General features: G+C 69.3%; 23 protein-coding genes. 10 read left to right on the forward strand and 13 right to left on the reverse strand.

The window, feature by feature from the left end:
* Positions 1-46 precede the first annotated feature (46 nt).
* Positions 47-2635: a cytochrome P450 gene (locus tag AB0H49_RS15520; protein WP_357251704.1), complete on the reverse strand. Its 2589-nt coding sequence runs from the start codon at positions 2633-2635 to the stop codon at positions 47-49.
* A 65-nt stretch (positions 2636-2700) separates the two neighbouring features.
* Between AB0H49_RS15520 and AB0H49_RS15525 the strand changes: the two genes are divergently transcribed.
* Both AB0H49_RS15525 and AB0H49_RS15530 read left to right on the forward strand, forming a co-directional pair.
* On the forward strand, positions 2701-3981 hold the full coding sequence (locus tag AB0H49_RS15525) for a glycosyltransferase (protein ID WP_357251707.1): 1281 nt from the start codon (positions 2701-2703) through the stop codon (positions 3979-3981).
* A gap of 49 nt (positions 3982-4030) precedes the next feature.
* On the forward strand, positions 4031-4786 hold the full coding sequence (locus tag AB0H49_RS15530; RefSeq protein WP_355000825.1) for an ABC transporter permease: 756 nt from the start codon (positions 4031-4033) through the stop codon (positions 4784-4786).
* Between the two features lies 1 nt (position 4787).
* Here AB0H49_RS15530 and AB0H49_RS15535 read toward each other — a convergent pair whose 3' ends face one another.
* From AB0H49_RS15535 to ligD, 7 genes are all read right to left on the reverse strand, one after another.
* Positions 4788-5549, reverse strand: a complete 762-nt coding sequence (locus AB0H49_RS15535; RefSeq protein WP_355000824.1) for a MerR family transcriptional regulator — start codon at positions 5547-5549, stop codon at positions 4788-4790.
* Positions 5550-5684: 135 nt separating this feature from the next.
* Positions 5685-7193, reverse strand: coding sequence for an NAD(P)/FAD-dependent oxidoreductase (locus AB0H49_RS15540; RefSeq protein ID WP_357251711.1), 1509 nt, complete (start codon positions 7191-7193; stop codon positions 5685-5687).
* Positions 7194-7201: 8 nt separating this feature from the next.
* Complete coding sequence (locus AB0H49_RS15545) at positions 7202-8122, reverse strand: ferritin-like domain-containing protein (protein WP_357252118.1); 921 nt, start codon at positions 8120-8122, stop codon at positions 7202-7204.
* Positions 8123-8132: 10 nt separating this feature from the next.
* Complete coding sequence (locus tag AB0H49_RS15550) at positions 8133-9032, reverse strand: SDR family NAD(P)-dependent oxidoreductase (RefSeq protein WP_357251714.1); 900 nt, start codon at positions 9030-9032, stop codon at positions 8133-8135.
* Between the two features lie 2 nt (positions 9033-9034).
* Positions 9035-10021 (reverse strand): alpha/beta hydrolase, encoded by a 987-nt coding sequence (locus tag AB0H49_RS15555; RefSeq protein WP_357251717.1) that lies wholly within the window; start codon positions 10019-10021, stop codon positions 9035-9037.
* Between the two features lie 169 nt (positions 10022-10190).
* A complete protein-coding gene (locus AB0H49_RS15560) occupies positions 10191-11132 on the reverse strand; it encodes a D-isomer specific 2-hydroxyacid dehydrogenase family protein (protein WP_355001152.1) in 942 nt (313 codons plus the stop codon).
* A gap of 195 nt (positions 11133-11327) precedes the next feature.
* Complete coding sequence (gene ligD, locus AB0H49_RS15565) at positions 11328-12290, reverse strand: non-homologous end-joining DNA ligase (RefSeq protein WP_355000820.1); 963 nt, start codon at positions 12288-12290, stop codon at positions 11328-11330.
* A gap of 96 nt (positions 12291-12386) precedes the next feature.
* Here ligD and AB0H49_RS15570 point away from each other — a divergent pair, with 96 nt between their 5' ends.
* Together AB0H49_RS15570 and AB0H49_RS15575 are read left to right on the forward strand one after the other, a co-directional pair.
* Positions 12387-12638 (forward strand): DUF6364 family protein, encoded by a 252-nt coding sequence (locus tag AB0H49_RS15570; protein WP_355000819.1) that lies wholly within the window; start codon positions 12387-12389, stop codon positions 12636-12638.
* A complete protein-coding gene (locus tag AB0H49_RS15575; RefSeq protein WP_355000818.1) occupies positions 12635-12943 on the forward strand; it encodes a hypothetical protein in 309 nt (102 codons plus the stop codon). Before AB0H49_RS15570 ends, AB0H49_RS15575 begins: the two co-directional genes overlap by 4 nt.
* 256 nt (positions 12944-13199) lie before the next feature.
* On the opposite strand, the gene AB0H49_RS15580 is transcribed toward AB0H49_RS15575, so the two are convergent.
* The gene (locus AB0H49_RS15580; protein ID WP_357251720.1) at positions 13200-15332 is read right to left on the reverse strand and encodes a RecQ family ATP-dependent DNA helicase; all 2133 of its coding nucleotides are present in this window, start codon (positions 15330-15332) and stop codon (positions 13200-13202) included.
* A gap of 295 nt (positions 15333-15627) precedes the next feature.
* Positions 15628-16851: an RtcB family protein gene (locus tag AB0H49_RS15585; RefSeq protein ID WP_357252120.1), complete on the reverse strand. Its 1224-nt coding sequence runs from the start codon at positions 16849-16851 to the stop codon at positions 15628-15630.
* Positions 16852-17039: 188 nt separating this feature from the next.
* On the opposite strand from AB0H49_RS15585, the gene AB0H49_RS15590 reads away from it, so the two are divergent.
* Positions 17040-17414 (forward strand): GNAT family N-acetyltransferase, encoded by a 375-nt coding sequence (locus AB0H49_RS15590; RefSeq protein ID WP_357251724.1) that lies wholly within the window; start codon positions 17040-17042, stop codon positions 17412-17414.
* Here the strand turns inward: AB0H49_RS15590 and AB0H49_RS15595 are convergent.
* The 3 genes from AB0H49_RS15595 to AB0H49_RS15605 all read right to left on the reverse strand — a co-directional run bounded on the left by AB0H49_RS15595 (position 17372) and on the right by AB0H49_RS15605 (position 20940).
* Positions 17372-18463 carry an amidohydrolase family protein gene (locus AB0H49_RS15595; protein ID WP_357251726.1) on the reverse strand — a complete coding sequence of 364 codons (1092 nt, stop codon included), beginning with the start codon at positions 18461-18463 and terminating at the stop codon, positions 17372-17374. The genes AB0H49_RS15590 and AB0H49_RS15595 overlap by 43 nt on opposite strands.
* Positions 18464-18589: 126 nt before the next feature.
* Positions 18590-19951, reverse strand: coding sequence for a glutamine synthetase family protein (locus AB0H49_RS15600; protein WP_357251729.1), 1362 nt, complete (start codon positions 19949-19951; stop codon positions 18590-18592).
* 110 nt (positions 19952-20061) lie between these two features.
* Positions 20062-20940, reverse strand: coding sequence for a ribokinase (locus AB0H49_RS15605; RefSeq protein WP_357251732.1), 879 nt, complete (start codon positions 20938-20940; stop codon positions 20062-20064).
* 115 nt (positions 20941-21055) lie between these two features.
* Here AB0H49_RS15605 and AB0H49_RS15610 point away from each other — a divergent pair, with 115 nt between their 5' ends.
* The 5 genes from AB0H49_RS15610 (at position 21056) to AB0H49_RS15630 (ending at position 25973) form a co-directional block, all read left to right on the forward strand.
* Complete coding sequence (locus AB0H49_RS15610; protein ID WP_357251735.1) at positions 21056-22321, forward strand: glutamate-5-semialdehyde dehydrogenase; 1266 nt, start codon at positions 21056-21058, stop codon at positions 22319-22321.
* A 62-nt stretch (positions 22322-22383) separates the two neighbouring features.
* Positions 22384-23259 carry a MoxR family ATPase gene (locus AB0H49_RS15615; RefSeq protein ID WP_355000808.1) on the forward strand — a complete coding sequence of 292 codons (876 nt, stop codon included), beginning with the start codon at positions 22384-22386 and terminating at the stop codon, positions 23257-23259.
* A gap of 3 nt (positions 23260-23262) precedes the next feature.
* Complete coding sequence (locus AB0H49_RS15620; protein ID WP_357251739.1) at positions 23263-24690, forward strand: VWA domain-containing protein; 1428 nt, start codon at positions 23263-23265, stop codon at positions 24688-24690.
* A gap of 1 nt (position 24691) precedes the next feature.
* Entirely contained in the window at positions 24692-25036 is a 345-nt protein-coding gene (locus tag AB0H49_RS15625; RefSeq protein WP_355000806.1) for an MmcQ/YjbR family DNA-binding protein, read from the forward strand.
* 58 nt (positions 25037-25094) lie between these two features.
* Complete coding sequence (locus AB0H49_RS15630; RefSeq protein ID WP_355000805.1) at positions 25095-25973, forward strand: hypothetical protein; 879 nt, start codon at positions 25095-25097, stop codon at positions 25971-25973.
* Positions 25974-26039: the final 66 nt, after the last annotated feature.

The following is a 26039-nucleotide window of genomic DNA, read 5'->3' on the forward strand; positions in this document are numbered from 1 at the left end:
GTCGCGCGATGGAAAAGCGCTGGTAGATGACCGGAAACGACGCCGTTCACCGGTGGTTCAGGACCACCGGAAGCTTGGCGGGCGATGGCACGAAATCGAGAGTGGCCGGCCGCACCCGGTACCTCGGGTCCGGTTCCGGCCGCCAGCGGGCGAACAGCGCCGCCGTCGCGAGGGTGATCGTCATGACGGCGAAGTTGTTGCCGGGGCAGCGCCGCGCTCCCACGCCGAACGGCAGGATCGCCTTCTTGTCGATCTCCTCGACTCGCCCGGCGAACCACCGGTCCGGATCGAAGGTCTCCGGTGCGGGGTAGTAGCGCTCGGTGTGGTGCACCAGGTACGGGCTGTAGACCACCATCGCGCCGGCGGGCAGGGTGATGCCGCCGATGGTGACGGGGCCGTCCGCGGTCTGCGTGCTGACCCACGGTCCCCAGAACCGCAGGGTCTCCAGCACCACCAACCGCAAGTAGGGCAGTGCGACGAGGTGATCCGGCCGTACCTGTCCCGAGGCGACGAAATCATCCAGTTCCCTGCGTAGTTCGTCGCCGATATCTTGGTTTCGCATGGTCTCGTGCCAGACCCACGCCATGATCGAAGCCGTCGATCCGACGCCCGCCGCCAGCATCAGGATGAGCTCGTCGACGATCTCCTCGTCGGACAGCCGCGCACCGGTCTCCGGATCGGTGTGCCGGACGAGTGCGGAGAGCACGTCGTGGAAATCCCGGTCGGCCCTGCGGTATTCGGTGACGACCGCGGAGATCTGCGCGCGCAACGCGGCGGACTTCGCGGCGAAGCGGCGATTCGCGACCACCCGCAGCCGCCGCACGGATCGCGGCAGCGCGGCCCGCTGGATCACCTGACCCAGCAGCCATGGAACATTCTCGCGCACTTCGCGTTTCGCCTCCGCGCCGAAATCGGCGGTGAACAGGGTGGCCGAGATGATGTCCAGGACCAGCCGATGTGCTTCGTCGACCAGATTCAGCGGACGGTTCGCGGGCAAGGCGTCGGCCCACGCATTGGCCAGATCCGCGGCCACGGCGGTGTACTCGGCCAGCCTGCGCTGGCGCAGCGCCGGGGCGATCATGCGGCGGCGCAGCTCGTGCGGTGTCCCGCTGAGCACATTCGAAGCCCCGCGAATCACCTCGTGCATCGCTTCCCGCAACTCTTCGCGATGGAACGACCCGGCATCGCCGAAGCCGACTTCGCGGACGAGTTCGGGCGTGGTCAGAACGTAGGCCGGGCGCGGGCCGAGATAGATGCGCACGATCGGCCCGATCTCGGCCAGGGAGGCGACGAACGGCAGTGCGCCGCGCAGCGCGGCGAGGCTGTGGCCGAGCACCGGCAGCCTGCCCGGGGCGGTCGGGATGCCTGTGACACGCTCGTCGCCCCGTGCGGCCGTCAGCTCGGCGTACTCGGCGGTGACCTGCGCGATCAACCGGGATTGCCGCGCCGTGTCCGCGTACTCGCGCAGGGCTTTCCGCATCGGGATCAGCTGCGCCGGATCGGCGGCCAGATCCCGCAGCGCCGCGGCGATCGAAGCGACCGAGGGGTCACGGGTGCGAATACCGCCGCCCGGCGGCACCGTCTCCGCGAGATCGGGGTCGCAGTACACCACAGGCAGCCCCATCGCCACGGCTTCCAGCAGCGCCATGCCTTGGGTGTCGAATCCCGAAGAGGGGAACAGCAATACGTCGTGCGCCGCCATCGCGGTGAGGCAGTCGAGCTGGGGCACGCCGCCGTGCAGGCGTATCCGATCCGCGAGGTCGCCCGCCTCGATCGCCGCCCGGGCGGCCGCCTCCTGATCGCCGCTTCCGTACACGTCCAGCGTGCAGCCCGGTGTTCGGCGGACGGCCTCGATCGCTTCCAGTAGCCGCTTCTCCGGTGACAAACGCGCGCACCACAGCACGCGCAGCGGAGTAGCCGCTTCCGGCGTGAAATCGAGTGCGGTACTGCGTGATTCGTCGTTGGCACCGGTAGCCGCTGCGGCGCGGGCCATGTCGAGCAGTTCGTCGTCGATGCCGTTGGAGATGACCCGAATCGGGCGGTCCAGCCCGTGCGCGCGGAAGCGGTCGGCGAAGTGTTCGGTGGGCACGATCACCCGATCGGCGGCGCGCGCGTGGTTCACCATCGTGTGCCACGCCTGCCGGGCGGCGCGCGATTCTCCCTTGTGCGGCACCGTCTTCCGGTGCGGAACGAAGCGCCCGTGCAGCAGACGCACGGCGAGCGCGGATAGGTACGGTGTCGGCGAGGTGTGCTGGATGAACGCGTCGTCGCGACTGTGCACCGTCTGCACGACCGGAATGCCGTGGCGGCGCGCGGCGCGCAGCCCGGCGATCGCGACGCCGTAGGTGGTCTGCACGTGCACGATGTCGATCGGGCCGCGGTCGGCGAAGGCCGCGTCGATTCGCCGGGTGTTGTCCGGCGTCGGCAGCACCATCGCGAATCCGTTCACCCGCACGCCCGCGAGTGCCGAAAGGACCACGAGGTCCGGGTCGGGTTCGGTAGATTCCGGCGTGGGTGCGGCGAACACCGTGACCCGGTGACCAGCCCGTTCCAGGCCGCGCCGCAAGGCGTTCACCGAAGTCTGGATCCCGCCGAGAGTGGCGGGATGGAAGTCGGTGAACAACGCGACGTGCATGGCCACCACCGTACGGACGCAGGAGGTCCGATGAGGGTAAATCGCGCCGAGCGGGAGGCGACGGCATGAAGGTGGCGATACCGCTGACCGGCACCCGCGGTGATGTGCAGCCCGCGGTGGCGCTCGGTCTCGAACTGCGCCGCCGCGGCCACGAGGTGACCGTCGGCGCACCGCCCAATCTGGTCGACTTCACCGCCCGCGCCGGACTGACCGCGACACCGTGCGGTCCGGACGTGCAACAGCTGTACGCCTCCGACGAGGGCCAGCGGGCGCTGGCCGCGGGCAGCAGTTTCCGTCTGATGCAGCTGGTCGGCAAGCAAATGGCCGACTACGCCGAGCGGATGAACCGCGAGGTCGTCGAGGTCTGCCGGGACGCCGATGTCATCGTCTCCACGTTGCTCACCGAGGATCGGGCCGCGTCGGTCGCCGAGGCGATGGGGGTGCCGATGGTGACCATGCACGGTTTTCCCGGCCGCAAGAACGGGGCGTATCCGTTCCCCGGCGCGCTGCCGCCGCACTGGCGTCCGCCCGCCGCGATCAACCGCGCCACCTGGGCGCTGGCCGAGAACCTGCGTCGCATGGTGTTCCTGCGCTATCTCAACCAGTTGCGCCGCGAACTCGGTCTGCCCAGGTCGGCGGCGAGCCCGGCCGCGATGCTCGAACGCCGCGGCGTGCCGGAGGTGCAGATCTACGATCGCGCGCTGGTGCCCGGTCTTGTCGAGGAGTGGGGTGAGCGCAGGCCGCTGGTCGGTTTCCTGCCGCTCGAGCGGTCGGCGCGCGAGGCGATCGGTGAACTCGCCGCCGACCACAGTGCGGTGCTGGACTGGATCGCGGAAGGTGAGCCGCCGGTGTACTTCGGATTCGGCAGTATGCCCATCCGGGACACGCACGCGGTGCTGGCCATCGTCGAGCAGGTGTGCGGACGGCTCGGCAGGCGCGGTCTGGTCAGCGCGGGGTGGAGCGATCTGGACGCCGCGAACGCCGAGACCGGTCCGAACGTGCGGGTCGTCGGACCGCTCGCGCACGACATCGTCTTCCCGCTGTGCGCCGCGGCCGTGCACCACGGCGGGATCGGCACCACCTTCGAGAGTCTGCGCGCGGGCTTGCCGACGCTGGTCTGCTCGGTGTCGTTCGATCAGCCGATGTGGGGCGGGCAGGTCGAGCGGCTCGGGGTCGGCGCGCACGTGCCGTTCCAGCGGCTGGACGCGGAGAGGTTGACCGAGGGCGTGCGCACGTTGCTCGCGCCGGAGACGGGTCAGCGGGCGAAAAGCCTCGCGGTGCAACTGCATTCGAGCTCGGACGCGACCCGGCGCACGGCCGATATCGTCGAGCGGGCGGCGGAATGATCCGGCACTCGTTCCGCCCGCTGCCGAGCCGCGCCACAGCACGGGACTGATGAGGCGGGTCGGCGCGGCCGTCGCGGATTCCGTCGTCATGTTCCGGCGCGCGGCGCGGCGCACCGTACGCGGCCGCGACACCCTGGTGATCTCGCTGGCGCTGCCGATCCTGATCATGCTGCTTTTCGTGTACGTGTTCGGCGGAGCGATCCGGGTCGGCATGCCCTACCTGGACTATGTGCTGCCGGGAATCATTCTGCTGTGCACGGGTTTCGGCGCGTCCATCACCGCGACGGCCATCTCGGCGGACATGGTCTCGGGAGCGGTGGAGAGGTTTCGGACGCTCCCCGCCTTCCGGCAGGCACTTCTCGCTGGGCACGCGGGGGAAGGGGTCGTCCGGAATCTCGCCGCCGTCGGCATCGTACTGCTGATCGCTTTCGCGCTCGGATTTCGTTCCAGCGCGGGACTGTTCGACTGGATGGCGGCCCTCGGGGTAATCGCGCTGTTCGTGCACGCGGTCACCTGGATCGCGGTCGCGCTCGGCGTAGTGGCGAAAAGTCCAGAGGCGGCGGGCGGTTTCACCTACGCGGTGATGTTCGTTCCCTACATCAGCAGCGCCTTCGTCCCGATCGACACCATGCCGAGCTGGTTGCGCGGGTTCGCCGAGAACCAGCCCGCCACCCCCGTGATCGGCACCGTGCGGGCTCTCCTCACGACCGGCGGAGGTGGGCAGGCCGTCGCCGCCGTGCTGTGGTGTCTCGGGCTGACGCTTCTCGGATATGTCTGCGCCGCAGCCCTTTACGCGCGGCGCTGAGTCAGGCGCCTTTGCCGGTGCGCTTGGCTTCCCGCTCGGCGGCGGTGGCGAGGTAGTCGCCGAGCTCGCGGCGCAGCGTCACATCGAGCGAACGGGCCAGCGTGGCGTGCACCGAAGTGGTGGCAAGCTCCCGCATCTTGTTCAACATCGTTGTGGTCTCCGCGATTTCGGAGCTCGTCTGCGGCAGCCAGCCCGGGCCGTGCTCGTCGATGATGTGCTGCTTGGCGGCGGTGATCATGATGTGGGTGATGTCGTCGATCCGGTCGGCGACCTTGGCGTAGATCTCGATGAGCGTGCGCAGCTCCAGGCCGTACTCGTGCAGCTCGGCGAACGAGGCCAGCAGGTGGGTGTCGGTGAACACCACGGTCTCGCCCTCGACGCGGACCAGCTTCATCTCGGTCAACCGGTCGACGAGGTCGGCGGCCTCGGCGCCGAGCAGCGTGTCGATCAGTTCGCGCGGCACCTCGAAGGTCTCGGCCTTGGCCCACGACGCGGTGACGGCGTGTTGCAGCCCGAGCACCTCGGTCAGGTCCTTGCCGGTCTCCCAGCTGGTGATGAAGTCGGCGATGTGCGCGGTGGTGAAACCGCGCTGCAACAGCGCGTCGATCAGCCGCAACCGGTCCAGGTGCGCCTCGCCGTAGATGCTCGCCCGGCCGTCCTTGCCGATCGGCGGCGGCAGCAGGCCCCGCTCCTGGTACGCGCGCACGTTGCGGGTGGTGGTGCCCGCCGCGCGGGCCAGATCGTCGATCCGATACTCGGCCACCGCGCTCACCTCCTCGCCCGCCGCGGCGCATCGGACGGCCGCGACCTTGATCGTCGAAAGACCGAGTCTATCGAGACGAGCCCGGCGGCACCGGTGTGGGCGCGCGCCGGACTCGTGTCGTTGCGGCGGGTCGACTCAGGAGACCGCCGCGATCCGCGCCGCCCGCGTGCCCGCGTCGGCCGACACCACGTGGTAGTCCTCGAGCCGCAGGCTGCGCAACTGGTTGACGTACTGCGTCGCGAAGCCGGGATACATGGTGGCGTTGAAACCGTCATCGGTCAGATACCAGCTGTGGCAGCCCGAATTCCAGGTGGTCCCGGTGAGCCTGCGCTGGATGGTCTCGTTGTACCGGTCCTGGCGATCCCTGCGGACGTCGAGCATGCGCAGGTCGCGGTCCAGGATGGTGCCGATCGCCCGGACCAGGTAGTCGATCTGGGCTTCCATGTACACCAGCGCCGAGTTGTGGCCAGGTCCGGAGTTCGGCCCGAAGGTGAAGAACAGATTCGGATAGCCCGACACGGCGACGCTCTTGTACGCGAACGCGCCGCGCGACCACTCCTCGGCGAGCACCCGGCCGTCGCGGCCGACGATCGGAATCGGAGTCCCGGCCTTGGACACCTCGAACCCGGTCGCGAACACGATGCAATCCGCTTGGTGCTCAACACCTTCCGCGGTGCGGATACCGTGCGGCGCGAGGCGCGCGATCGGCCAGGTGATCAGTTTGCAGTTGTCGCGCTGCAATGCCGGGTAGTAGTCGTCGGTCATCAGCAGGCGCTTGCACCCGGCGCGGAAGTCCGGCGTGAGCTGGCGGCGGAGCCAGGGATCGCGCACCTGCCGGTGCAGCTGGGCCCGCCCGACCAGCTCGACGACGCGGGTCAGCGGGGTGTTCCACACGACGCCGAGCGCCACCGACTCGTGCCCGTAGAACCACGCGCGCCTGGCCAGCGACTCCGCCGCGGGCACGTGCCGGTAGAGACTCTTCGTGAGCGGGTTGGTCCGCCGGTTCACCCGGGGCAGCACCCATCCCGGCGTACGCTGGAACACCTTGACCGAGGCGGCCTTCTCGACCAGCTCGGGAATGATCTGCACCGCGCTCGCGCCGGTGCCGATCACCGCGACCCGCTTGCCGGTGAAGTCGTAGTCGTGATCCCAACGGGCACTGTGGATCTTGTGCCCCTCGTAGGTCTCGATGCCACGGATGTCGGGGAAGCCCGCGTTGGCCAGGGGGCCGGAGGCGAGCACCACGGTGCGCGCCCGCACCGGTGCGACGTTGCCCTCGATCGCTACGTCCCAGAGCCCCGTGTCCTCGTCGAACGCGATTCCGGCCACGGTGCAACCGAATCGGACGTGCGGGCGCAGCCGATACCGCGCCGCCATCGACTCGATGTAGCCGAGTATCTCCGCGCTGCCCGAATAGGTCTGCGACCAGTTCGGATTGGGGGCGAAGCTGTAGGAGTAGAGCCGCGACGGAATGTCGCATGCGGCACCGGGATAGGTGTTGTCGCGCCAAGTGCCGCCGAGCGCGGTGCTGCGCTCCAGGATGGCGAAGTTCTCGATGCCGTGCTGTTTCAACCGGATCGCAGCGCCGATACCGGCGAAGCCGCCGCCGATCACCGCGACGTCGAGCGTCTGTGCGTTGGTCATGTCGTCCCTCATGCCGCGGGTTGGTAGGTGATTTCCTTGGCCCAGCTCGGGTCCTTGCGCAGCAACCGCTTCGGCACCCGCGCGGTGATCTTGACCAGGGCGTCGGCCAGCAGGTGGTAGGGATGGTCGCGGTCGACCACCCATCCGCCGTGCATCTTCACGATCTGATACATCGGCAGCCTGCGCGCGAAATCGCTGCGCTCGCCGACATTGCGGTAGCGCTCGAGCGCCTTGTAGAGCTTGTTCTCGTCCACGCCCATCGCGACGATGTTGTCGCGCATCTTGTTCAGCAGCGGCACATAGCTCAGCACGCCGATCAGGAAGGTCGGCTTGACCCAGCCGCCGACCAGCTCGATGAGCAGCTTGCGCATCTCGGCGTGGCCGAGCAGATCCATGACCGCGAAATCGACCGCCAGATGCCGGGATTCGTCGGCGTTGATCCGTTTGAACGCCTCCTGGCAGACCGGATCGTCGATCTCGTCCATGATGAACTTCACCAGCGCGCCGTCCAGCGCCACCTCGAGCATCGGGATCACGGTGCCGAGGAAGGACAGCGACATGTCGTCGGAGTACTTGTCCAGGAAGTCGATGACGAGCTTGACGTTCACGTTCGGCTGCGGGATCTCGTCGCCCTCCAGCATGCCCCAGCGGCGCATCAGCGCCAGTTCGGCGTTGGCGTGCTTCTGTTCCTCGGCGTGGAAGTAGCGGTAGATCTCGCGCAGGGTCTCGGTGGGCGCCTTCTTGGCCATGGCGGCGAAACCGCGCGCGCCGACGTTCTCGATCCACATCAGGTCGGCCATGAACGGCTTGAGGCGGGCGTGCAGTTCCGGGGTGATGGTCTCGGCGCCGGGGGCGTCCCAGTCGATGTCGGCAAGGGCCCACTGGCGGTCCTTGATCTTGCGAAGCATGTCCTCGAAGTCCATCGCGATGGCGGCCATGTCAGACTCCTGTTCTGTCGGTGACCGCTTGGCGGTCCGGTGTGGTCGAATCGTCTTGCGGCAGGAGCCGTTCCAGCAGGCCGAGGACGAAGGTGTACTGCGCGGGGAAGTAGCGCTTGAGGCGCCAGATCAGGTGCGCGTCGAGTTGCGGCAGGACGTAGAGGCTGCCGCGGTCGTTGGCGTCGAGGGTGACGTGTGCGACGTGTTCCGGGGTGAAACCGGTCCAGCGCATGAGGGTTTCGGCCAACTTCATGGACTGCGCGGTGATGCGGCCGTCCTTGGCCACGTTGGTCTTGACGAAGGTCGGGCACAGCACGGTGACCGCGACTCCGCTGCCGCCGAGCTCGGCGGCCATGGTCTCGGACAGCGAGAGCACCGCCGCCTTGGAGGTGTTGTAGACGGCCATGGACGGCGCGGCCGCGAAACCGGCCGCCGAGGCGACGTTGATGATGCCGCCGCGACCCGCCTCCCGCAGCATCGGGGTGAAGATCTCGCAGCCGTGCACCACGCCCCACAGGTTGATGCCGAGCGCCCACTCCCAGTCGGCGAAACCGATGGCCCCCACGGGCTTTCCGCCGATGCCGACACCGGCGTTGTTGATCACCAGCGAGACCGGCTCGTCGAAGACGGACTCGGCGAAACGGGCGAGGACCTCCACGTCCGCGCGCCGGGAGACATCGCAGCGGAAGGCGTGAGCCGCGCCGGGCCGGGTGCGCTCGATGAGGGCGACCGTCTCCTCGGCGCGCGCCTGGTCGATATCGGCGCAGATCACCCGACCGCCGCGAGACGCGATTTCGACCGCGAAGGCGCGACCGATGCCGCTGCCAGCGCCGGTCACCACGGCGCGCGCGCCGTGACTGCGGCGCGCTCGAAGACTCAGCGGCACAATTCTTTCCAACATTCTCAGCTCACCTGTTCCACATCGGTGCGCGCGGCCAATGCCGCGCCGAGGAATTCCGCGGCCCGGCGCAGCGCCAGGTCGGCCTCCGGAACCAACCGGGGCAGCGCCTGGAAGACGTGCACCTGGCCCGGCCAGATCTCCAGCTCGCACGCGCCGCCCGCGGCGCGCACCATCTCGTGCAGTCGCCGGGCGTCCGCGCTGAGCATCTCGGCGCCACCGGCTTGCACCAGGATCGGCGGCAACTCGATGCCCGAGGGCACCGTGAGCCGCAGTCGCGGTGTGTCGGCGGGTAGGCCGCGGGTGTATTGGCGGGGGAGCCGAGCGGCGGCGCGTGCGGAGATGACCGGATCGCGTTTGCGCCGTTCCTGTTCCGCGGCGAGCGTCAGAGTGAGGTCGAGCAGCGGGGAGAACATCGCCACGGCGGCCGGTTGCGGCACCGATCGAGTTCCGTTCTGCACCAAGAGATCCAGAGCGAGATGCCCGCCCGCCGAATCACCGGCGACGGCGATGTCTTTCGCCGCGAAGCCGTGCGTCAACAGCCAGTCGTAGCCAGCGGCCACGTCGTCGGCCGCGGCGGGGAAGCGGTGCTCGGGCGCGAGTCGGTAGTCGGTGAGGAATACCGGCAGACCGGTCTCGCGGGAGAGCCGCGCGGCGAGCCCGCGATGCGTCCGCGCCGAACACAGCACGTACCCGCTGCCGTGGATGTAGTAGATCGCCCGCTTCCCGAACTCGACACCGTCGGCCCGCACCCACTCGCCCCGCACCGCACCCGCGCGGACCCGGCTGACGGTCGTGCCGGATGGCGGTGGCCCACCGGCCGCCATGATGGTCGCGATCAGCTTGCGCGCGAACCAGATACCCGGCGTGTTCAGCGGAATCGCGCAGTTCAGCGGCCGCAATCCGTACTCGGCGGCCGCGGCGGCAAGCCCGGCGCGCAGCGAGGGCGCGGCGGGTACGCCGGGGACCGAGGTCTTCGTTGACCTTGTCATGGAGATAAGGATCATCTTGTAATGTGCCATTTGTCAATGGCGAATTGGGGAACGCTGGTGTCACGGTGCGGTGGCTTCCGGTCCGAGGCAGTGCCGTGCATGTGTGGCAGCGCCATGTCGGGATCCTCAGTAACCGCGCGGGGGCGTTCGTCCGCGGGCGGCGGCGAGCTCAGTAGCCGCGCGCGGGATCGATCGAGGCCAGCAGTGGTCGTCCCTCGACGAAGCGGACGACGTTCGCCTCGACGTGGTCGGCGAAGGCCGCGAACCGCAACTGCGGTGGGTTCGAATCATGCGGCGTCACAATCGCATTCGGCAGGACCCAGAGTGGATGTCCGTCGGGGAGTGGCTCCGGGTCGGTGACGTCGAGTCCGGCGCCGCCGATCGCGCCGGAGGCGAGCGCCGCCACCAGCGCGTCGGTGTCGACCAGGCTGCCGCGGGCCACGTTGATCACCCACGAGGAGGGCTTCAGCCGAGCCAGGACGTCGGCGCTGATCAGGTGCTGGGTGTCGGCGGTCGCGGGCGCGGCTACCACCACGTGATCGGTGCGCGGCCACACCTTGGACACTTGTTCGGCGGAGATCGTCTCGACGGTCGGTGGAATGCCGGGGCCGGTGACCGGTCGTCCGGACCGATTCACCGCGATGATGTGCGCGCCGAGCGGCACCAGCATCGGGATGAGCGCGCGACCGATGCCGCCCGCGCCGACGATGGTGACCGTCTTGCCGCGCAGGGTGCCGACGTGCGGGAAGAAGTCTTGCTGTCGCCAGCTGCCCGCGCGCAGGTGTTCGGGCAGATAGCGCACGCCAGCGAGCAGCATCATCAGCGCGTGCTCGGCGACGCTCGCGGCGAAAGCGCCTGCGGCGGAGGTGAAAAGGACGTTCGGATGACGGGCGATCAGACCTCCGGTGAACCAGTCCTCGACGCCCGCCGCGGGCAGCTGCACCCACTCGACGGTGCCGGGCAGCTCCTCGGGAAACTCGCCGGGGCCGCCCGCCCAGATCAGCGCCCTGGCATCGGCGAGGTCGCTCAGCGTCGCGCCACCTTCGGTGACCGCCTTCTCCAGCAAGGTCGGCGCGGGCTGGGTGGGGCCGATCGCGATCGGCACTGCCATCTCATTCACGACTGCGCCTCGCTGACGCTCGGCTCCGTCGTGCGCGAGGGCGCGCTGTGTCGTCGGTTCGCTCGCCGGCGCTCACCCATGATCGCGGACCTCCTTCACCCGGTACCGGCGGCCCGCGCGCGGACCGACTGCTCGCCACCGCGACGTTAGCACCAGGAAGCTATACGCACGCCTGTCCGCGAACGACTACGAGTCGCCCTCCTGCGGGTCCGCTTCGATCCGGTCCCTGTCGGCCCATTCGAGCAGTGGGTCGATGGCGAACACGGCGTCGTCGATCCCGGCGTGCAGATCGCCCAACTCGGCGTAGCGAGACGGCACGGTCTTCATGGTGAAGTCGCGTGGGTCGATGTCGGGGATCTCGTCCCAGCGGACCGGGGTGGAGACGGTCGCTTCCGGCACGCCGCGCACCGAGTAGGCCGCGGCGATGGTGTGATCGCGTGCGTTCTGGTTGTAGTCGACGAACAGCAGGTTCGGATCGCGATCACGGCGCCACCAGGTGGTGGTGACGTCGTCGGGCGCCCGGCGCTCCACCTCGTGCGCGAAAGCCAGTGCGGCCCTTCGCACATCGGCGAAGCCCCACTCCGGCGCGATCCGCACGTACACGTGCAGACCCTTGCCGCCGGAGGTCTTGGGCCACCCGACGGCGCCGAGTTCGTCGAGCACCTCGTGCACAACCCCCGCTACCCGCTGTACCCGCGACCACGGACAGTCCGGCATCGGGTCCAGGTCGATACGCCACTCGTCGGGGCGTTCGGTGTCAGCGCGACGGGAGTTCCACGGGTGGAACTCGACCGTCGACATCTGCACAGCCCAGATCACGTCGGCCAACTCCCGCACGCACAGTTCGTCGGCGTGGCGGCCATAGCGCGGGAAGAAGACCCGGACCGTCGGAATCCACTCCGGCGCGCCCTGCGGCAAGCGCTTCTGATGCACCTTGTCGCCGGCCAGCCCCTTGGGGAAGCGGTGCAGCATGCACGGGCGGTCGCGCAGCGCGTTGACGATGCCGTCGCCGACGCTCAGGTAGTACTGCACGAGGTCGAGCTTGGTCGCGCCGGTCTCGGGGAAGTAGACCCGATCCGGGTTCGAGATTCGCACCGTATGGTCGCCGACGTCCAGCTCGACGGCGGGTGTCGCGGACTTGCTGGCCACGGTGCGAGCTTAACGGGGCGGACCGGTCGCGGCTGGTCGAAAGCCCGCAGATCGCGCCGGTTCCGTGCGGTGCACCGTTCTGGTATGCATGAAGGTATGAGCAAGGCGACTCGCATCACGGTGACCCTGGATCCGCAGGTCGCCGAATGGGCCAAGCAGGCCGCCGAGCGCCAGAACCGCAGCCTCTCCTCCCTGATCAACGCCTCTCTGCGGACCGCTCTCGTGCACGAAAGCCTCACCAGTCTCCCCGTCGACGACGCCGCCGACCGCGCTGCCGCCCAAGACGAACTCGACCTCACCGAGTCCGCCGCCGCCGATGCCCGCCGCCGCTCCCGCGGTGCCGCATGAGGCGCGGCGAAATCTGGAGCTACGCACCGACCCTCAGCGACGGCACACCCTTCCCGCGCCGCAGCACAGTGGTGCTGGTCTCCGACCCGGCCGTCATCACCTCGCCGTACCGGTGGCTGCATGTGGTCCCGGTCATCGCTACCGATCCGGGGCACGTGCTGGGCGTCTACACCGAACACGGCTGGGCCGACGCGCTGGAACTGCATCGCGCGTACCGTCCGTGGCTCGCCGAAAAGCTGGGGAAATTGACGGCCGCGGAGACCGAGTCGCTGGATGCGAGTTTGCGGGCGACGTTGAGTTTGTAGGTGGTCGCGTGTAGCTGGTAGTCGGAGTTGCCCGCGCATGGCGGAACCTCTGGTACCGATGGCGAAGTTCGGCGTGGTCGGTGGGTTTTGGTGCGCGGAACCCTTTGGTGCCGACGGCGGGCTCCTCAACGTGGCCGGGGACTGTGGCACGCGTGGCGGAACATTCGGCGCGGGCGGCTTTCGGGGACGAGTTCCGGATGTTCGCGTGCGAGAAGGTGCGGTTTCCCCAGGTTGCCTCGAACGGTGCTGGGCGCGGTTACGTGACCGAAGCCAGGGCGAACGGAAGAACAGCAGGCGCTCCCGCGCGCCGTAGTGCGTGGGCGGCGAGTGTGAGCGTCCAGCCGGTATCGGTCAGGGCGTCGACCAAGAGCACCGGCCCGTCGAGCCCGGAAAGATCGGGCACGTCCCACGAGTCGTAGAGCCCCGCGACCCGGTGGGCGGAGTTGGCGGCCGAGACCGGCGGGTGGCCGGGGCGGGTCGGGAGCGTACCGAGATCGCGCAGGCGTCCGATTTCGGCCAGGCGCGCGGCGAGGGTGGCGGTCAACACGGGGTGGCGGTCGGGGGCAAGTGCCATGACCGAGGTGGGGCGGGTGGACCAGTCCCAATCTCGCAGGACCGCGATGCAGGCGTCGAAGACGGTGTCGGGAACGGGGTCGTCGGGTGCGTCGAGAAGGGCGCGGAGGCGCTGGCCCCAGCCGAGATCGGTGAGCCTGCCGAGCACACGGCCGGTCTCCGGACCGTCGCTGATCTTGCCCGATAGCGGGATGCCGAGCTTGGCCATGCCGGTCGGCCACTGTTTGCGCGGCGCGAGGTCGAGGCCGGGACGGTCCAAGCGGGCGCGGGTGGCCGCGACGGCGTCGGCATCCACCGTGGCGTCCGGACGCGTGCCGGTGCAGTTGTCGCAGCGGCCGCAGCCCGGGGTTCGGCCGTCCAATGCGGGGAGGCCGGGGTCGTCGAGTTGGCGGCGCAGGAAGTTCATCCGGCAGCCGGTGGTCGACTGATAGTCCAGCATCGCCTGCTGTTCGACCTCGCGGGCGGCGGACAGACGTTCGTAGCGCTCGGTGTCGTAGACCCACGGCTCACCGGTGGCGATCCAGCCGCCGCGCACCCGGCGCACGGCGCCGTCCACGTCCAACACCTTGAGCACCATCTCCAGACGCGAACGGTTCAGCTCCACCAGCGGTTCGAGCGCGGCGGTCGAGAGCGCTCGGTCGTGGTCGAGGGCGTCGAGCACGCTGCGCACGATGTGCTCGCGCGGGAAGGCGACCGAGGCGAAATAGCTCCAGATCCGGGTGTCCTCCGGACCGGGCAGCAGCACCACTTCGGCGCGCTCGGTGCCGCGACCGGCGCGACCCACCTGCTGGTAGTAGGCGATGGGCGAGGAAGGCGCGCCGACGTGCACCACGAACCCGAGATCGGGTTTGTCGAAGCCCATGCCCAGCGCGGAGGTCGCGACGAGCGCCTTCACCTCGTTGCGCAGTAGCGCCGATTCCAGCGCCTCGCGCTCGGCCGGATCTGTTTGACCGGTGTAGGCCGCGACGTTGTGGCCGTGCGAGTTCAGCACGTCGGCCAGATCATGGGCCGCGGCGACGGTGAGCGTGTAGACGATGCCGGAGCCGGGCAGCCGGTGCAAGTGACCGCTCAGCCAGGCCGTGCGTTCTACCGCGTCGTCGAAGCGCACCACCGACATGTGCAGCGATTCCCGGTCGAGGGTGCCGCGCAGGACGAGGGTATCGGTGCCGATCTGGGTCGCGACGTCGGTGACCACGCGGTCGTTGGCGGTCGCGGTGGTGGCGAGCACCGGCACATCCGAACCGAGGTCGGCGATGAGGGTGCGGATGCGGCGGTAGTCGGGGCGGAAATCATGGCCCCAGTCGGAGACGCAATGCGCCTCGTCGATGACGACGAGGCCCGCGTCGGCGGCCAGCTTCGGCAGCACCTGATCGCGAAAGTCCGGGTTGTTCAGCCGTTCCGGGCTCACCAGCAGCACGTCGATCTCGCCACGGGCGACTCGCTCGTGGATCTCGTCCCATTCGGTGACATTGCCGGAATTGATGGTCGCCGCGACGACGCCCGCGCGCTCGGCCGCCGCCACCTGATTGCGCATCAGCGCCAGCAGCGGCGAGACGATCACCGTCGGACCTCTGCCCTCGGCGCGCAGCAGTTTCGCCGCGATGAAGTACACCGCCGACTTACCCCAACCGGTGCGCTGCACGACCAGAGCCCGGCGCCGGTGGACCGCAAGCGCCTCGATCGCGGTCCACTGATCCTCCCGTAGCCGCGCCCCTGCCCCCGCCAGCTCGCGCAACAGTGCTTCGGCCCGCTCCCGCAGGTCGGAAGTGGTGCCGTCGATCGCGAAACTCTCCTCGGCCGTGGTCACGCGCTCCATCGTGCCCCACCCCACCGACACCTTCCACGGCCCGCCCCTCCCCGGGAGACGGGACGGCGCCCGCCCGCCGCCCCGCCATCTGTGCGGCAGGCAGCCCGCCGTTCTTCGGACCGGGGGCCCGGGAGCAGGACGGCGCACCGCCCGCAGCGCTGTCTGTCGAGCGCGATTCAGCCGTCCTTGGGCCAAGGGCGGCGGCATACCGGTACATGGGACGGCGCATCACTCGCCGCGGGTTGTTCGTGCGGGAACCAGCACGCCGTTCTTCGGGTAGTTGCCGCGGCAGACCGGGCGACGGTCACCCCTTGACGCAGAGCACCTGACGCAGTGTCGCCACCACATCGACCAAGTCGCGCTGGGCGGCGATGACCTCATCGATGTCCTTGTAGGCGGCCGGGATCTCGTCCACGACACCGGCGTCCTTGCGGGACTCGACGCCCTCGGTCTGGGCGATCAGGTCCGCGACGGAGAACTGCTTCTTCGCCGCGGTCCGGCTCATCCGGCGACCCGCGCCGTGCGAGGCGGACTGGAACGAGTCGGGATTTCCCTTGCCTCGCACGACATACGAGCGCGTCCCCATCGAGCCCGGGATCAGCGCGAGATCACCTTCGCCCGCACGAACGGCGCCCTTGCGGGTTACCAGCATCGGCATGCCGTCGATGATCTCCTCCGCCACATAGTTGTGGTGGCACGAGATCGGGTCGTCGAAACACACGGTGCGACCGGCGAATTCGTCGCGCACCGCACGACAGACCAGGGCCAGCATCACCGCGCGGTTGCGCGCCGCGTATTCCTGAGCCCACGTCAAGTCGTGGCGGTAGGCGTCCATTTCCGGAGTGCCGGAAAGGAATACCGCCAAGTCTCGGTCGGGCAGGCCCACGTTGTGCGGCAACGAACGCGCGACGCTCATATGCCGTTCCGCGAGTTCCTTGCCGATGTTGCGGCTACCGGAATGCAGCAGGATCCACACCGTATCGTCCTGATCCAGACACACTTCGATGAAGTGGTTGCCGCCACCCAAGGTGCCCATCTGCTTGTGCGCCTTGGACTCTCGCGCGAAGACACCCTTGTCGAGAGTGGTGAACGATCCCCAGAACCGATCCCATCCCGAACGCAACGTAGCGGTGCCCGCGCCGAAGGCCGAGGCCTCGGCGCCGATCTTGCCGACGTTGACCGGGTCGTCGTGCGCGTGGAAGCCCACCGGGACGGCGGCCTCGATCCGCGACCGCAGCGAATGCAAGTTGTCGGGCAGGTCGGCGGCGGTCAGGTCCGTCCGCACGCTCTCCATACCGCAGCCGATGTCGACGCCGACGGCCGCGGGCGCCACCGCGTTCTTCATCGCGATCACCGACCCGACCGTCGCCCCTTTACCCAGATGCACATCCGGCATCACGCGCACTCCGTGCACCCACTCGAGTTGCGCGATGTTCCGCAGCTGCCGCAACGCGGCAGGCTCGATATCGTGCTCGTTGGCCCACATCAGCGTCTGCGCTCGGGTACCGCGCAGCTCGACGGGAAACATCGGTCTACCTTCTTTCTCTCTCGATGATTCCACCGTAAAGACTGGTTGACCGCTCCGCACTCGATTAAAACGCGCCGTCACCGGGCATCGACGCAGCCGAGCGAGCGCCAGCGCCCGGCAGCAACCGGGACCGATGTCGAGCAAGTCGATGCCCCCATTTCGTCGCCGGACCTACCCTTGATCGCAGGATGCCGTTCGGCGTAGGGGATGACCTGTTCGGGAAGCTGCGACGCCTGTACCAGCGCTATGGGAATACCTTCAACGTCCTGCTGACCGATATCACCTGCCCAACGGCGTCACGCTGGCCACCTCGGGCAGCGGAGACCTCGCGACTATTATCGGTGCATTCCACCGGGGACCAAGAGGCCGCCGATTTGCACTGGCTCGCCGTGGACACCGGATGGCGCGGTCACGGCATCGGCAACGCCTTGGTACGCGCTGCCTGCGGCTTCGCGATTTCGCCCAGGTATGTCCGAATGACTTTGCGTACCGAGGATTTTCGTGTCGCGGCGATCGCGCTCTACCGTGGCTTGGGCTTTCGTGAAGTATCCGAGGACGGATAGATCCGCTCCGCATTCCCATGGGCGAGACCGGAGACGAGGGCTTCGGCGTCGGCGATCGTGATCACATCGTCGCCGAGCCATTCATCCACCAACCTGCCGAGCGCCTCACGCCACAGCGCCGCGCCGAGGTAGTGCAGTTCCGGAAGCCCGTACCCGTCCGACGAGTACAGCAAGGAGCGAAAGGGCGCGAGCTCCAGCGCCTCGCCGAGCACGGCCCGCGCGCCACGTCCGACGTGCGGGATGGCGAGGCCGAGGTCCATGTGGACGTGCTCGAACACGTGGCTGAGATAGGCGGCGTTGCGGTGGAACGGCCAGCAGTGCAGGAGCACGACGGTGAGGCCGGTGTTCGCGTGTAGGAAGTCGGTGAGCAGCAGCGGGTCGGCGCGGTGCAAGCGCAGGTCGGGGTCGCCGAAACCGGTGTGGATTTGCAACGGCAGGCCCAGTTCCGCGCCGAGCCGGGCGCCGAGTCCGACGAGCCAGCCGAGCGTGGCGGGGTCGGTGAGGCGGTGTTCGGGCGCGAGCGTGGGCGGCGGCGTGCTCGTGAGCGGGAAGTCGAGGCCGACTCGATAGGCGACGACGGTCTTGAGTCCGACCGCGCCGACGGCCCGTTCCCGCACCGCGGCTTCGATGCGGTCGAAGACCTTGGCGGTGCCACCGACCTCCGCGATGACCTGTTCGGCGACCTGTTCGAGCCGCACGATCTCGCCGACCTCGCCACCGGCCAGCGCGCCGAACTCGGGCAGATCGGTGAGCCCGCCGGGCAGTCCGGTGTCGACCAGCCAGCGCGCCGTCCCCGCCGCGCCGAGCAGTCGCGCGGCCACCTCACGCCAGCCGAGATCGACGCGGCGCGCCAGGTACGCGTCCGCCCCGGTGTGCGGCGGCAGGTCGAGCACCGGCGCGCACCAGCGCCGCACCGCGAGTCCGAGGGCGGAGTCGAAGCTGCCGCGCGGACCTTCGCCGAGCAGCGCCTCGAAGCCGGGACGGTCCAGGTCGGCTGCCGTGACGCCGTGGCAGTGGTGGTCGGTGAGCGTGACGTCATCGGTGAGCATGATCAGCGCCCTCCACGGCTCGAGCGGCCGCGCCGACCGGCAGTCGGGGATCCATGCCGTCGCGGTCGACGGGGTGGCGCGCTGAAGGCCGTCGATCGACGCCCCTCGCAGCCCGGGAGATGATCATCAGAACCGCCAGAGAGTGAGTTCGACGAGCTCTTCCGGAGTGGCGTCACGGTACCGATAGGCCTCCGCTCGCCGCACCGTGAGCAGCGCGTCGTGCAGCTCGGGCCCCAGCGCCTCGGCCAGCACGGTCGAGGCGGCCAGATGATCGGCCGCTTCCGCGGCATTGGTCGGCAGCCTGCGCACCTGATTCTTCCGTCCGAAAGTCGCTGGATCACCGATGATTTCGTTGGGCAGCGCCAAGCCTTCGGCGATGCCCGCGAGCCCGGCGGCGATCACCGCGCCGACGATGAGATACGGATTGCCCGTCCCGTCGAAGCATTTGACCTCGGCATTGGCGGCCCAGCGCTCGGTGCCACGCACACCCGTGACGAAACGCACTGCCGCTTCGCGTGTTTCACGCCCCCAGCACTGCCAGATCCCCGCCCACCGGGAGGGTTGTAGCCGCAGGAAGCTGGCCGGATTCCCGGCGCCGATCGCGACCAATGCGGGCAGTTCCCGCAGCACGCCTGCGAGGAACGACGCGCCTTGCTCCTTCATGCCATAGGGACCCGGCCCATCGGCGAACAGCGAACCGCGTTCGTCGTGCGCCGAAAGATGCAGGTGCGCACCGGAACCCGCGTCATTGGGAGTGAGGCAGGGCGCCAGCGTCGCGCGCCATCCGTATTTCGCGCTGAGCTGCCGAATCGTGTGCCGCAGCAGCACCGCCCCGTCGGCCGCCGCGACCGGATCGGTGGGCGCGATGGAGATCTCCAGTTGCGACGCGGCGTATTCCGGGTGGAACTGTTCGACCCGGAGGCCCTGCTGAATCAGTAAACCCACCAATTCGCGCGCATACTCCGCTACTTGGCCGAGCCGGATGATGCCGTAGCCGGGTCCGCGTATCGCGGGGGTGAAGCCGATCTCGTCCTCGGCTCGGCCCAGCGCCCACTCGGTCTCGAAGGCCATCGACAGCCGCAATCCCGCCCGCCGCGCCGCCTCCACCTGTCGCGCCGCGAAACCGCGCTGACAGGCCGCGAACCGCGTGCCGTCCTGGGTGTACTTGTCGGCGGGCGCCCACGCCCAGCCGGGCTGACCGGCGAGTTCGGTGAGCGCGGCGAGATCGGGGACGAGCCGCAGGTCTCCGTCGGGTCCGCCGAGATAGCGGCCGACCGTCATCAGATCGTCGAAGCCGAAGGTCTCGAAACACGGCGAGACGCCGACGCCGAAGCGTGCCGCGTGCGCCAGACGCGCGGCCGGTACCGTTTTCACCCGCGTGATGCCCGCGTTGTCCACGAAGGACAGCGCGACCATCTCCGGGTCGACGCGGGCGATGAGCTCCGCTGCTTCCCCGTCGGCCGGAATGCGCTCGGGCATAGTGGGCATGAATCCCAACGATAGGCGCTGTGCCGCGCGGTCGTGGGGACAACGCGGGGTGACGCGCCGGTGCCCGACGAGGCCCTTCGCGGGCTGCCGGAGCGGCGAGGGAAACCTGGCTAGGTCGTGTGTTCGCCCAGTAGGGCCTCGATGTGCTCGCGGTCCGGAATCGCACTGCTCGCACCGAGCCGAGTGGTGGCCAGAGCCCCTGCGACGCAAGCCCATTGGAGCGCATGCCGCGGTCCGCGATGCCACGCGGCGGCGAGCGCTCCAGTGAAGGTGTCGCCCGCGCCGGTCGTGTCGACGACCTCCACCGGGACGCCGGGAACCGACAGCTCCGCACCGTCCGGATCGCGATAGGTCGCGCCCGCGGCCCCACGGGTGACCACGAGGTGTGCGACTGTGTCCAGCGCGTCACCCAGCTCGGCTGCCTCACCCGAATTGACCACAGCCACATCGACGTCCTCCCACAGTTTCGGCGGAAGACGTTGCACTGGAGACGGATTCAGCATGACGACAGTGTCGTTGGCTCGCGCGTGCCGCGCCGCGGCGGCGATGGTCGGCACGGGAATCTCCAACTGGCACAGCAGAATATCGGACGCGGCGATCACCGCGAGATCGTCCGGCGTCAGCTCGGTCAGCGCCGCGTTGGCCCCGCCGACCACGACGATGCTGTTCTCACCCGTGCCGTCCACCACGATGGCCGCGATCCCGCTCGGTCCCGGCACCGTGCGCAGCCGGTCGGCGCCGACGCCCGACGCGGTGAGCGTCCGGCGCAGATCGCCCGCGAACACATCGGATCCGACCGCGCCGAGGAACGACACCGCGCCACCCGCCCGCCGCGCCGCGATCGCCTGATTCGAGCCCTTGCCGCCCGGCACCATGGTGAACCCGCTGCCGAGCACCGTCTCGCCGGGCGCGGGGCGTCGCCGCGTGGTGGTGACGAGATCCATGTTGATGCTGCCGAGGACGGCGATCGCGGGGGCGTCAGCGGTCATACCGCCGGACGGTAGTCCCCGGTCGCCGTGCCCGCACGCAACCGAACGGTACGCCCGCGCGCCGGGTGCTCGAGCAGGTGGAAAGCGCCGCCGACCCGGTGCGTAGGCTGTACCCATGACGGTAGGAACGACGACCGAGCTGGATGTCCGCGAGGCGGTACACGACGCCGCGCGAAAGGCCCGCGTCGCGTCCAGGGCGCTGGCCCAGCTGACCACCGCGCAGAAGAACGAGGCGCTGCACGCCGCCGCCGACGCGCTGCTCGCGGCGGCCGAGGAGGTGCTCGCGGCCAACGACAAGGACATCGCGACCGCCGAGGCCGCGGGCACCGAAGCCTCGCTGCTGGACCGGCTGCGGCTGACCAAGGCGCGCATCGACGGCATCGCCTCCGGATTGCGTCAGGTGGCCGGTCTGCCGGACCCGGTCGGCGGCGTGCTGCGCGGCTCGACGCTGCCCAACGGGCTCGAGGTCCGTCAGGTGCGGGTGCCGCTCGGTGTGGTCGGCATGGTGTACGAGGCACGGCCGAACGTCACCGTCGACGCCTTCGGTCTCGCGCTGAAATCCGGCAACGCCGCGCTGCTTCGCGGTTCCTCCTCGGCCGCCGAGTCCAATGCGGCGCTGGTCGAGGTGCTGCGGAAAGCGCTGGCGGCCCAGGGCATTCCGGTCGACGCCGTGCAGCTGCTGCCCAGCCACGACCGTTCCAGCGTGACCCACCTTATCCAGGCGCGCGGCTTGGTCGACGTGGTGATCCCGCGCGGCGGCGCCGGGCTGATCAACGCGGTGGTGCGCGACGCCACCGTGCCGACCATCGAGACCGGCACCGGCAATTGCCACGTCTACGTGCACGCGGCCGCCGACCTGGAGATGGCCGAGCGGATCCTGATCAACGCCAAGACCCGCCGCCCCAGCGTCTGCAACGCGGCCGAGACGGTGCTGATCGACAAGGCCATCGCCGACACCGCGCTGCCCAAGCTCACCGCGGCGCTCGAGCGGCACGGCGTGACCATCCACGGCGACCTGCCCGGTCAGGTGCCCGCGACCGACGCCGACTGGGGCGAGGAGTACCTCACCCTGGACATCGCGCTCAAGGTCGTCGACGACCTGGACGCCGCCGTAGAGCACATCAACACCTGGGGCACCGGCCACACCGAGGCCATCGTCACCGCCGAACTGGCGGCGGCGCGGGAGTTCACCAGCCGGGTCGACGCCGCGGCGGTGATGGTCAACGCGTCCACCGCGTTCACCGACGGTGAGCAGTTCGGCTTCGGCGCCGAGATCGGCATCTCGACCCAGAAGCTGCACGCGCGTGGCCCGATGGCGCTGCCGGAGCTCACCTCCACCAAGTGGATCGTCTGGGGCGACGGGCAGACCCGGCCGGTGTAGTCCGCTGCGCGCGGGCTTTTCGGAGGCGACCGCCTCCTGCTTTTCGAAGGAAGGAATGACCAGTGGCCGATGCACCGCAAGAGCCGATCTTCACCTCGGTCGACGATGTGATCGAGCGGCTCGCCACCACCGGCTATCTGGCCGACAAGGCCACCGCCACCTCGGTGTTCCTCGCCGACCGGCTGGGCAAGCCGCTGCTGATCGAGGGCCCGGCCGGTGTCGGCAAGACCGAGCTGGCCCGCGCCGTCGCGCAGACCGCTGGCGCGGAACTGGTGCGGTTGCAGTGCTACGAAGGTGTCGACGAGGCCCGCGCGCTGTACGAGTGGAACCACGCCAAGCAGATCCTGCGCATCCAGGCCTCCAGCGAAAACGATTGGCAGGAGACGAAAGCCGATGTCTTCACCGAGGAGTTCCTGCTCTCCCGGCCGCTGCTGACCGCCATCCGCCGCGCCGACCCCACGGTGCTGCTGATCGACGAGACCGACAAGGCCGACGTCGAGATCGAGGGCCTGCTGCTCGAGGTGCTCAGCGATTTCGCCGTCACAGTCCCGGAATTGGGCACTATCACCGCCAGCCGTAAGCCGTTCGTGGTGCTGACCTCCAACGCCACGAGGGAGCTGTCCGAGGCGCTCAAGCGACGCTGCCTGTACCTGCACCTGGACTTCCCGGACGAGGAACTCGAGCGCCGCATCCTGGCCAGCCGGGTGCCGGAGCTGTCCGCCGCGGTGTCGGCCCAGCTGGTGCGCATCGTGCACGTGCTGCGTGGGATGCAGTTGAAGAAGCTGCCCTCGGTCGCCGAATCCATCGACTGGGGCCGCACCCTGCTGGCGCTCGGCCTGAAGGATCTGGACGACTCCACCGTGCGCGCCACCCTCGGCGTCGTGCTGAAGCACCAGAGCGATCACCAGCGCGCGCTGGCCGAGCTGAAGCTGGCCTGAGCCGTGGTCGCGGGATCGGGCCCGGCGGATTCGGTGTCGTTGGACGCCCCGCACGGGCTGCCGGGCCATCTCGTCGGTTTCGTCGAGGCGCTGCGGGCGCGCGGTATCCCGGTCGGACCGTCGGAGACGGTGGACGCGGGCCGGGTGATGACGGTGCTGGATCTGCTGGATCGGGAGGTGCTGCGCGAGGGCCTGGCCTGCGCGCTGCTGCGTCGCACCACCCACCGGGCGACCTTCGACGGGCTGTTCGACCTGTGGTTCCCGGTCGCGGTGGGTCAGCGCGGCGTGGCCGCCGACGAGGTGGCGATCCCGCGCACGCCCGCCGGTGAGGTGGACATTCCCGCGCTGCGGGAAATGCTCGCCGAACTGCTCGCGCTCGACGATCCCGGCCAACAGTTGGAGCAGTTGGCGGGGCAGCTGGTCGAACAACTCGGCCAGTACCAGTCCGCGCGTGGCCCCTCCTTCTCGGCCTACCAGGCGCTCAAGGAGGTTCAGCCGCAGACGCTGCTGGCCAAGATACTGGCCGGGCTCGCCATCGGACCGGACACCAGCGAGTTCGACACCGAGATCGCCCGGCGCGCGGCCCGTCAGCGCATCGATGGCTTCCGCGCCGCCGTCGAGGCCGAGACGCGCAGGCGAGTGGCCGAACGCATCGGCCGCGAGCGGGTCGCCAGCTACGGTGTCGCGCGGCAGGCCGAGGACGTGGACTTCCTGCGCGCCTCCGACCGCGAGCTCGCCGAATTGCGGCGCAGCAGCCAGCGGCTGGCCCGCATCCTGGCCTCGCGACTCGCAGTGCGGCGCAAGCACGCTCGCCGCGGCGAGATCGACCTGCGGCGCACCCTGCGCAAGTCCATGTCGACCGGTGGCGTGCCGATCGATCTGGTGAACCGCAAGCCGCATCCGGGGCGGCCGGAATTGGTCCTGCTGTGCGACGTCTCCGGTTCCGTTGCCGGTTTCAGCAACTTCACCCTGCTGCTGGTGAGCGCGCTGCGCGAACAGTTCTCGCGGGTACGGATTTTCGCGTTCGTCGACAATACCGACGAGGTGACCCGGTTCTTCGACCCGAGCACGCAGCTCGACGAGGCGATGGCCAAGATCTTCACCGAGTCCGACGTCGTCGGCTTCGACGGGCATTCCGACTACGGCGGCGCGCTGACCGCGTTCGCCAGGGAGTTCCCCGATGCCGTCACCAGCCGCAGCTCGTTGCTCATCCTGGGCGATGCCCGCACGAACTACCGTGACCCGCAACTGGATACGCTGCGCGCACTCGTCGGGTTCGCCAAGCACGCGCACTGGCTCAATCCGGAACCGCGAACCCAATGGGGCTCCGGTGATTCCGCCGCCGACCGCTATCGCGAGGTGATCGACATGTACGAATGCCGTTCGGCCAGACAGCTGACCGACGTCGTCTCCCGACTCCTGCCGGTTTGAGATGGACGACGCACAGCTGCTGGCCTACTGCCTCGCCAAGCCGGGGGCATGGCAGGACGAACCGTGGGAGGGCGACGTCGTCGCGAAGGTCGGCGACAAGATCTTCGCGTTCCTCGGCGGCGGCGACTCGGTCGGCCTCAAATGCGGTCGAAACCGCGAGGAGGCCGACGAACTCGTGCGCATCTACCCGGACGACGTCACCGCCTCGGCGTACATCGGCCGCTACGGATGGAACAGCATCCGCGTCGGCGGCGCCGTCCCGGCCGACGAACTGCGCGAACTCGTCGACCAGTCCTACGACGCGATCGTGAGCAAGCTGCCGAAATCCAAGCGCCCGAAGCTATGACCGATCCCATCAGGATTCGTTAAGCGTTTCTTTGGCGGTCCCGCGAACGATGCCCCGCATGGGGAACGAAGCGCCGGAAGGCGTCGGGTCGGGGTGTGCCGAGCAGAGTGGCGACGGGGAAGGGGACGAACGGGGCGAGGAAGCCGAGCGCCTGGCCGAACTGGCCGCGGCCCGGCTGCTCGACGCGCCCGCGGAGGCGGAGGAGTACTTGCGTAAGGCGCTGGCGCTCGGCGCGGGCGCGCTACCCGCCGAGACGCTCGCGCGGTGGCATTCGCAACTGGTCATGGTGCTTTCGGGCAGGGCGGGGCGGGAGCTGGAGCTGGCGGAGACGGCCCTGCACGCCGCCGCGCGCTGGGGCGGTGTGTCCGACGCGGACGCGGTGCATCTGACCTTGGTCGCGGCGCGCGCGCTGCACCGGGCGGGACGGCATGCCGAGGCCGTCGAACTCTTCGAGCCGCCGCTCACGGTGGGAGCCGCGCCCTACCCGGCCGCCGAAATGGCGGTGCTGCGTGGGCAATTCGGCAAATCGCTGCGAGTCGTCGGCAGGTATCGCGAAGCGGGCGAGCAGTTTCTCGAAGGCGCGCGGCTGGTCCGCGCCGATCACGCGCGCGTCGAACTCCAAGCCGAGCTGGTCTGGTCGGCCGCCTCCGCGTTGGACGCGGGCGGCGCGGAGGACCAGGCCCGGCTCGCGTACCTGCGGGCCGCCCAGCTCTGGGGCGAGCTCGACCGGATCGGTCCCCGCGCGCGCTGCCTGCGTTCGGCGGCCTGGCTGCGGTATTGGTCCGCCGATTCGGAGACCGAGCGGGAGGACGGGATCGCCGCGCTCGGCGAGGTGCTCGCCGAACTCGAGGCGCTGGCCGAACGCGAACCCTCGGCCCAGGTGAGCCTCGAACTCGAATACACGCGCAACCAGCTCGCGGACATGCGCGAGCGCTGACGGCGTTCTTCAGCGGATGCTCAGCCGTTCTTTGGCGGCGTGCCGGACCGTAACCGAAGACACCGA

This window comes from Nocardia sp. NPDC050713 (genome assembly GCF_040654315.1).
Taxonomy (GTDB): Bacteria; Actinomycetota; Actinomycetes; order Mycobacteriales; family Mycobacteriaceae; genus Nocardia.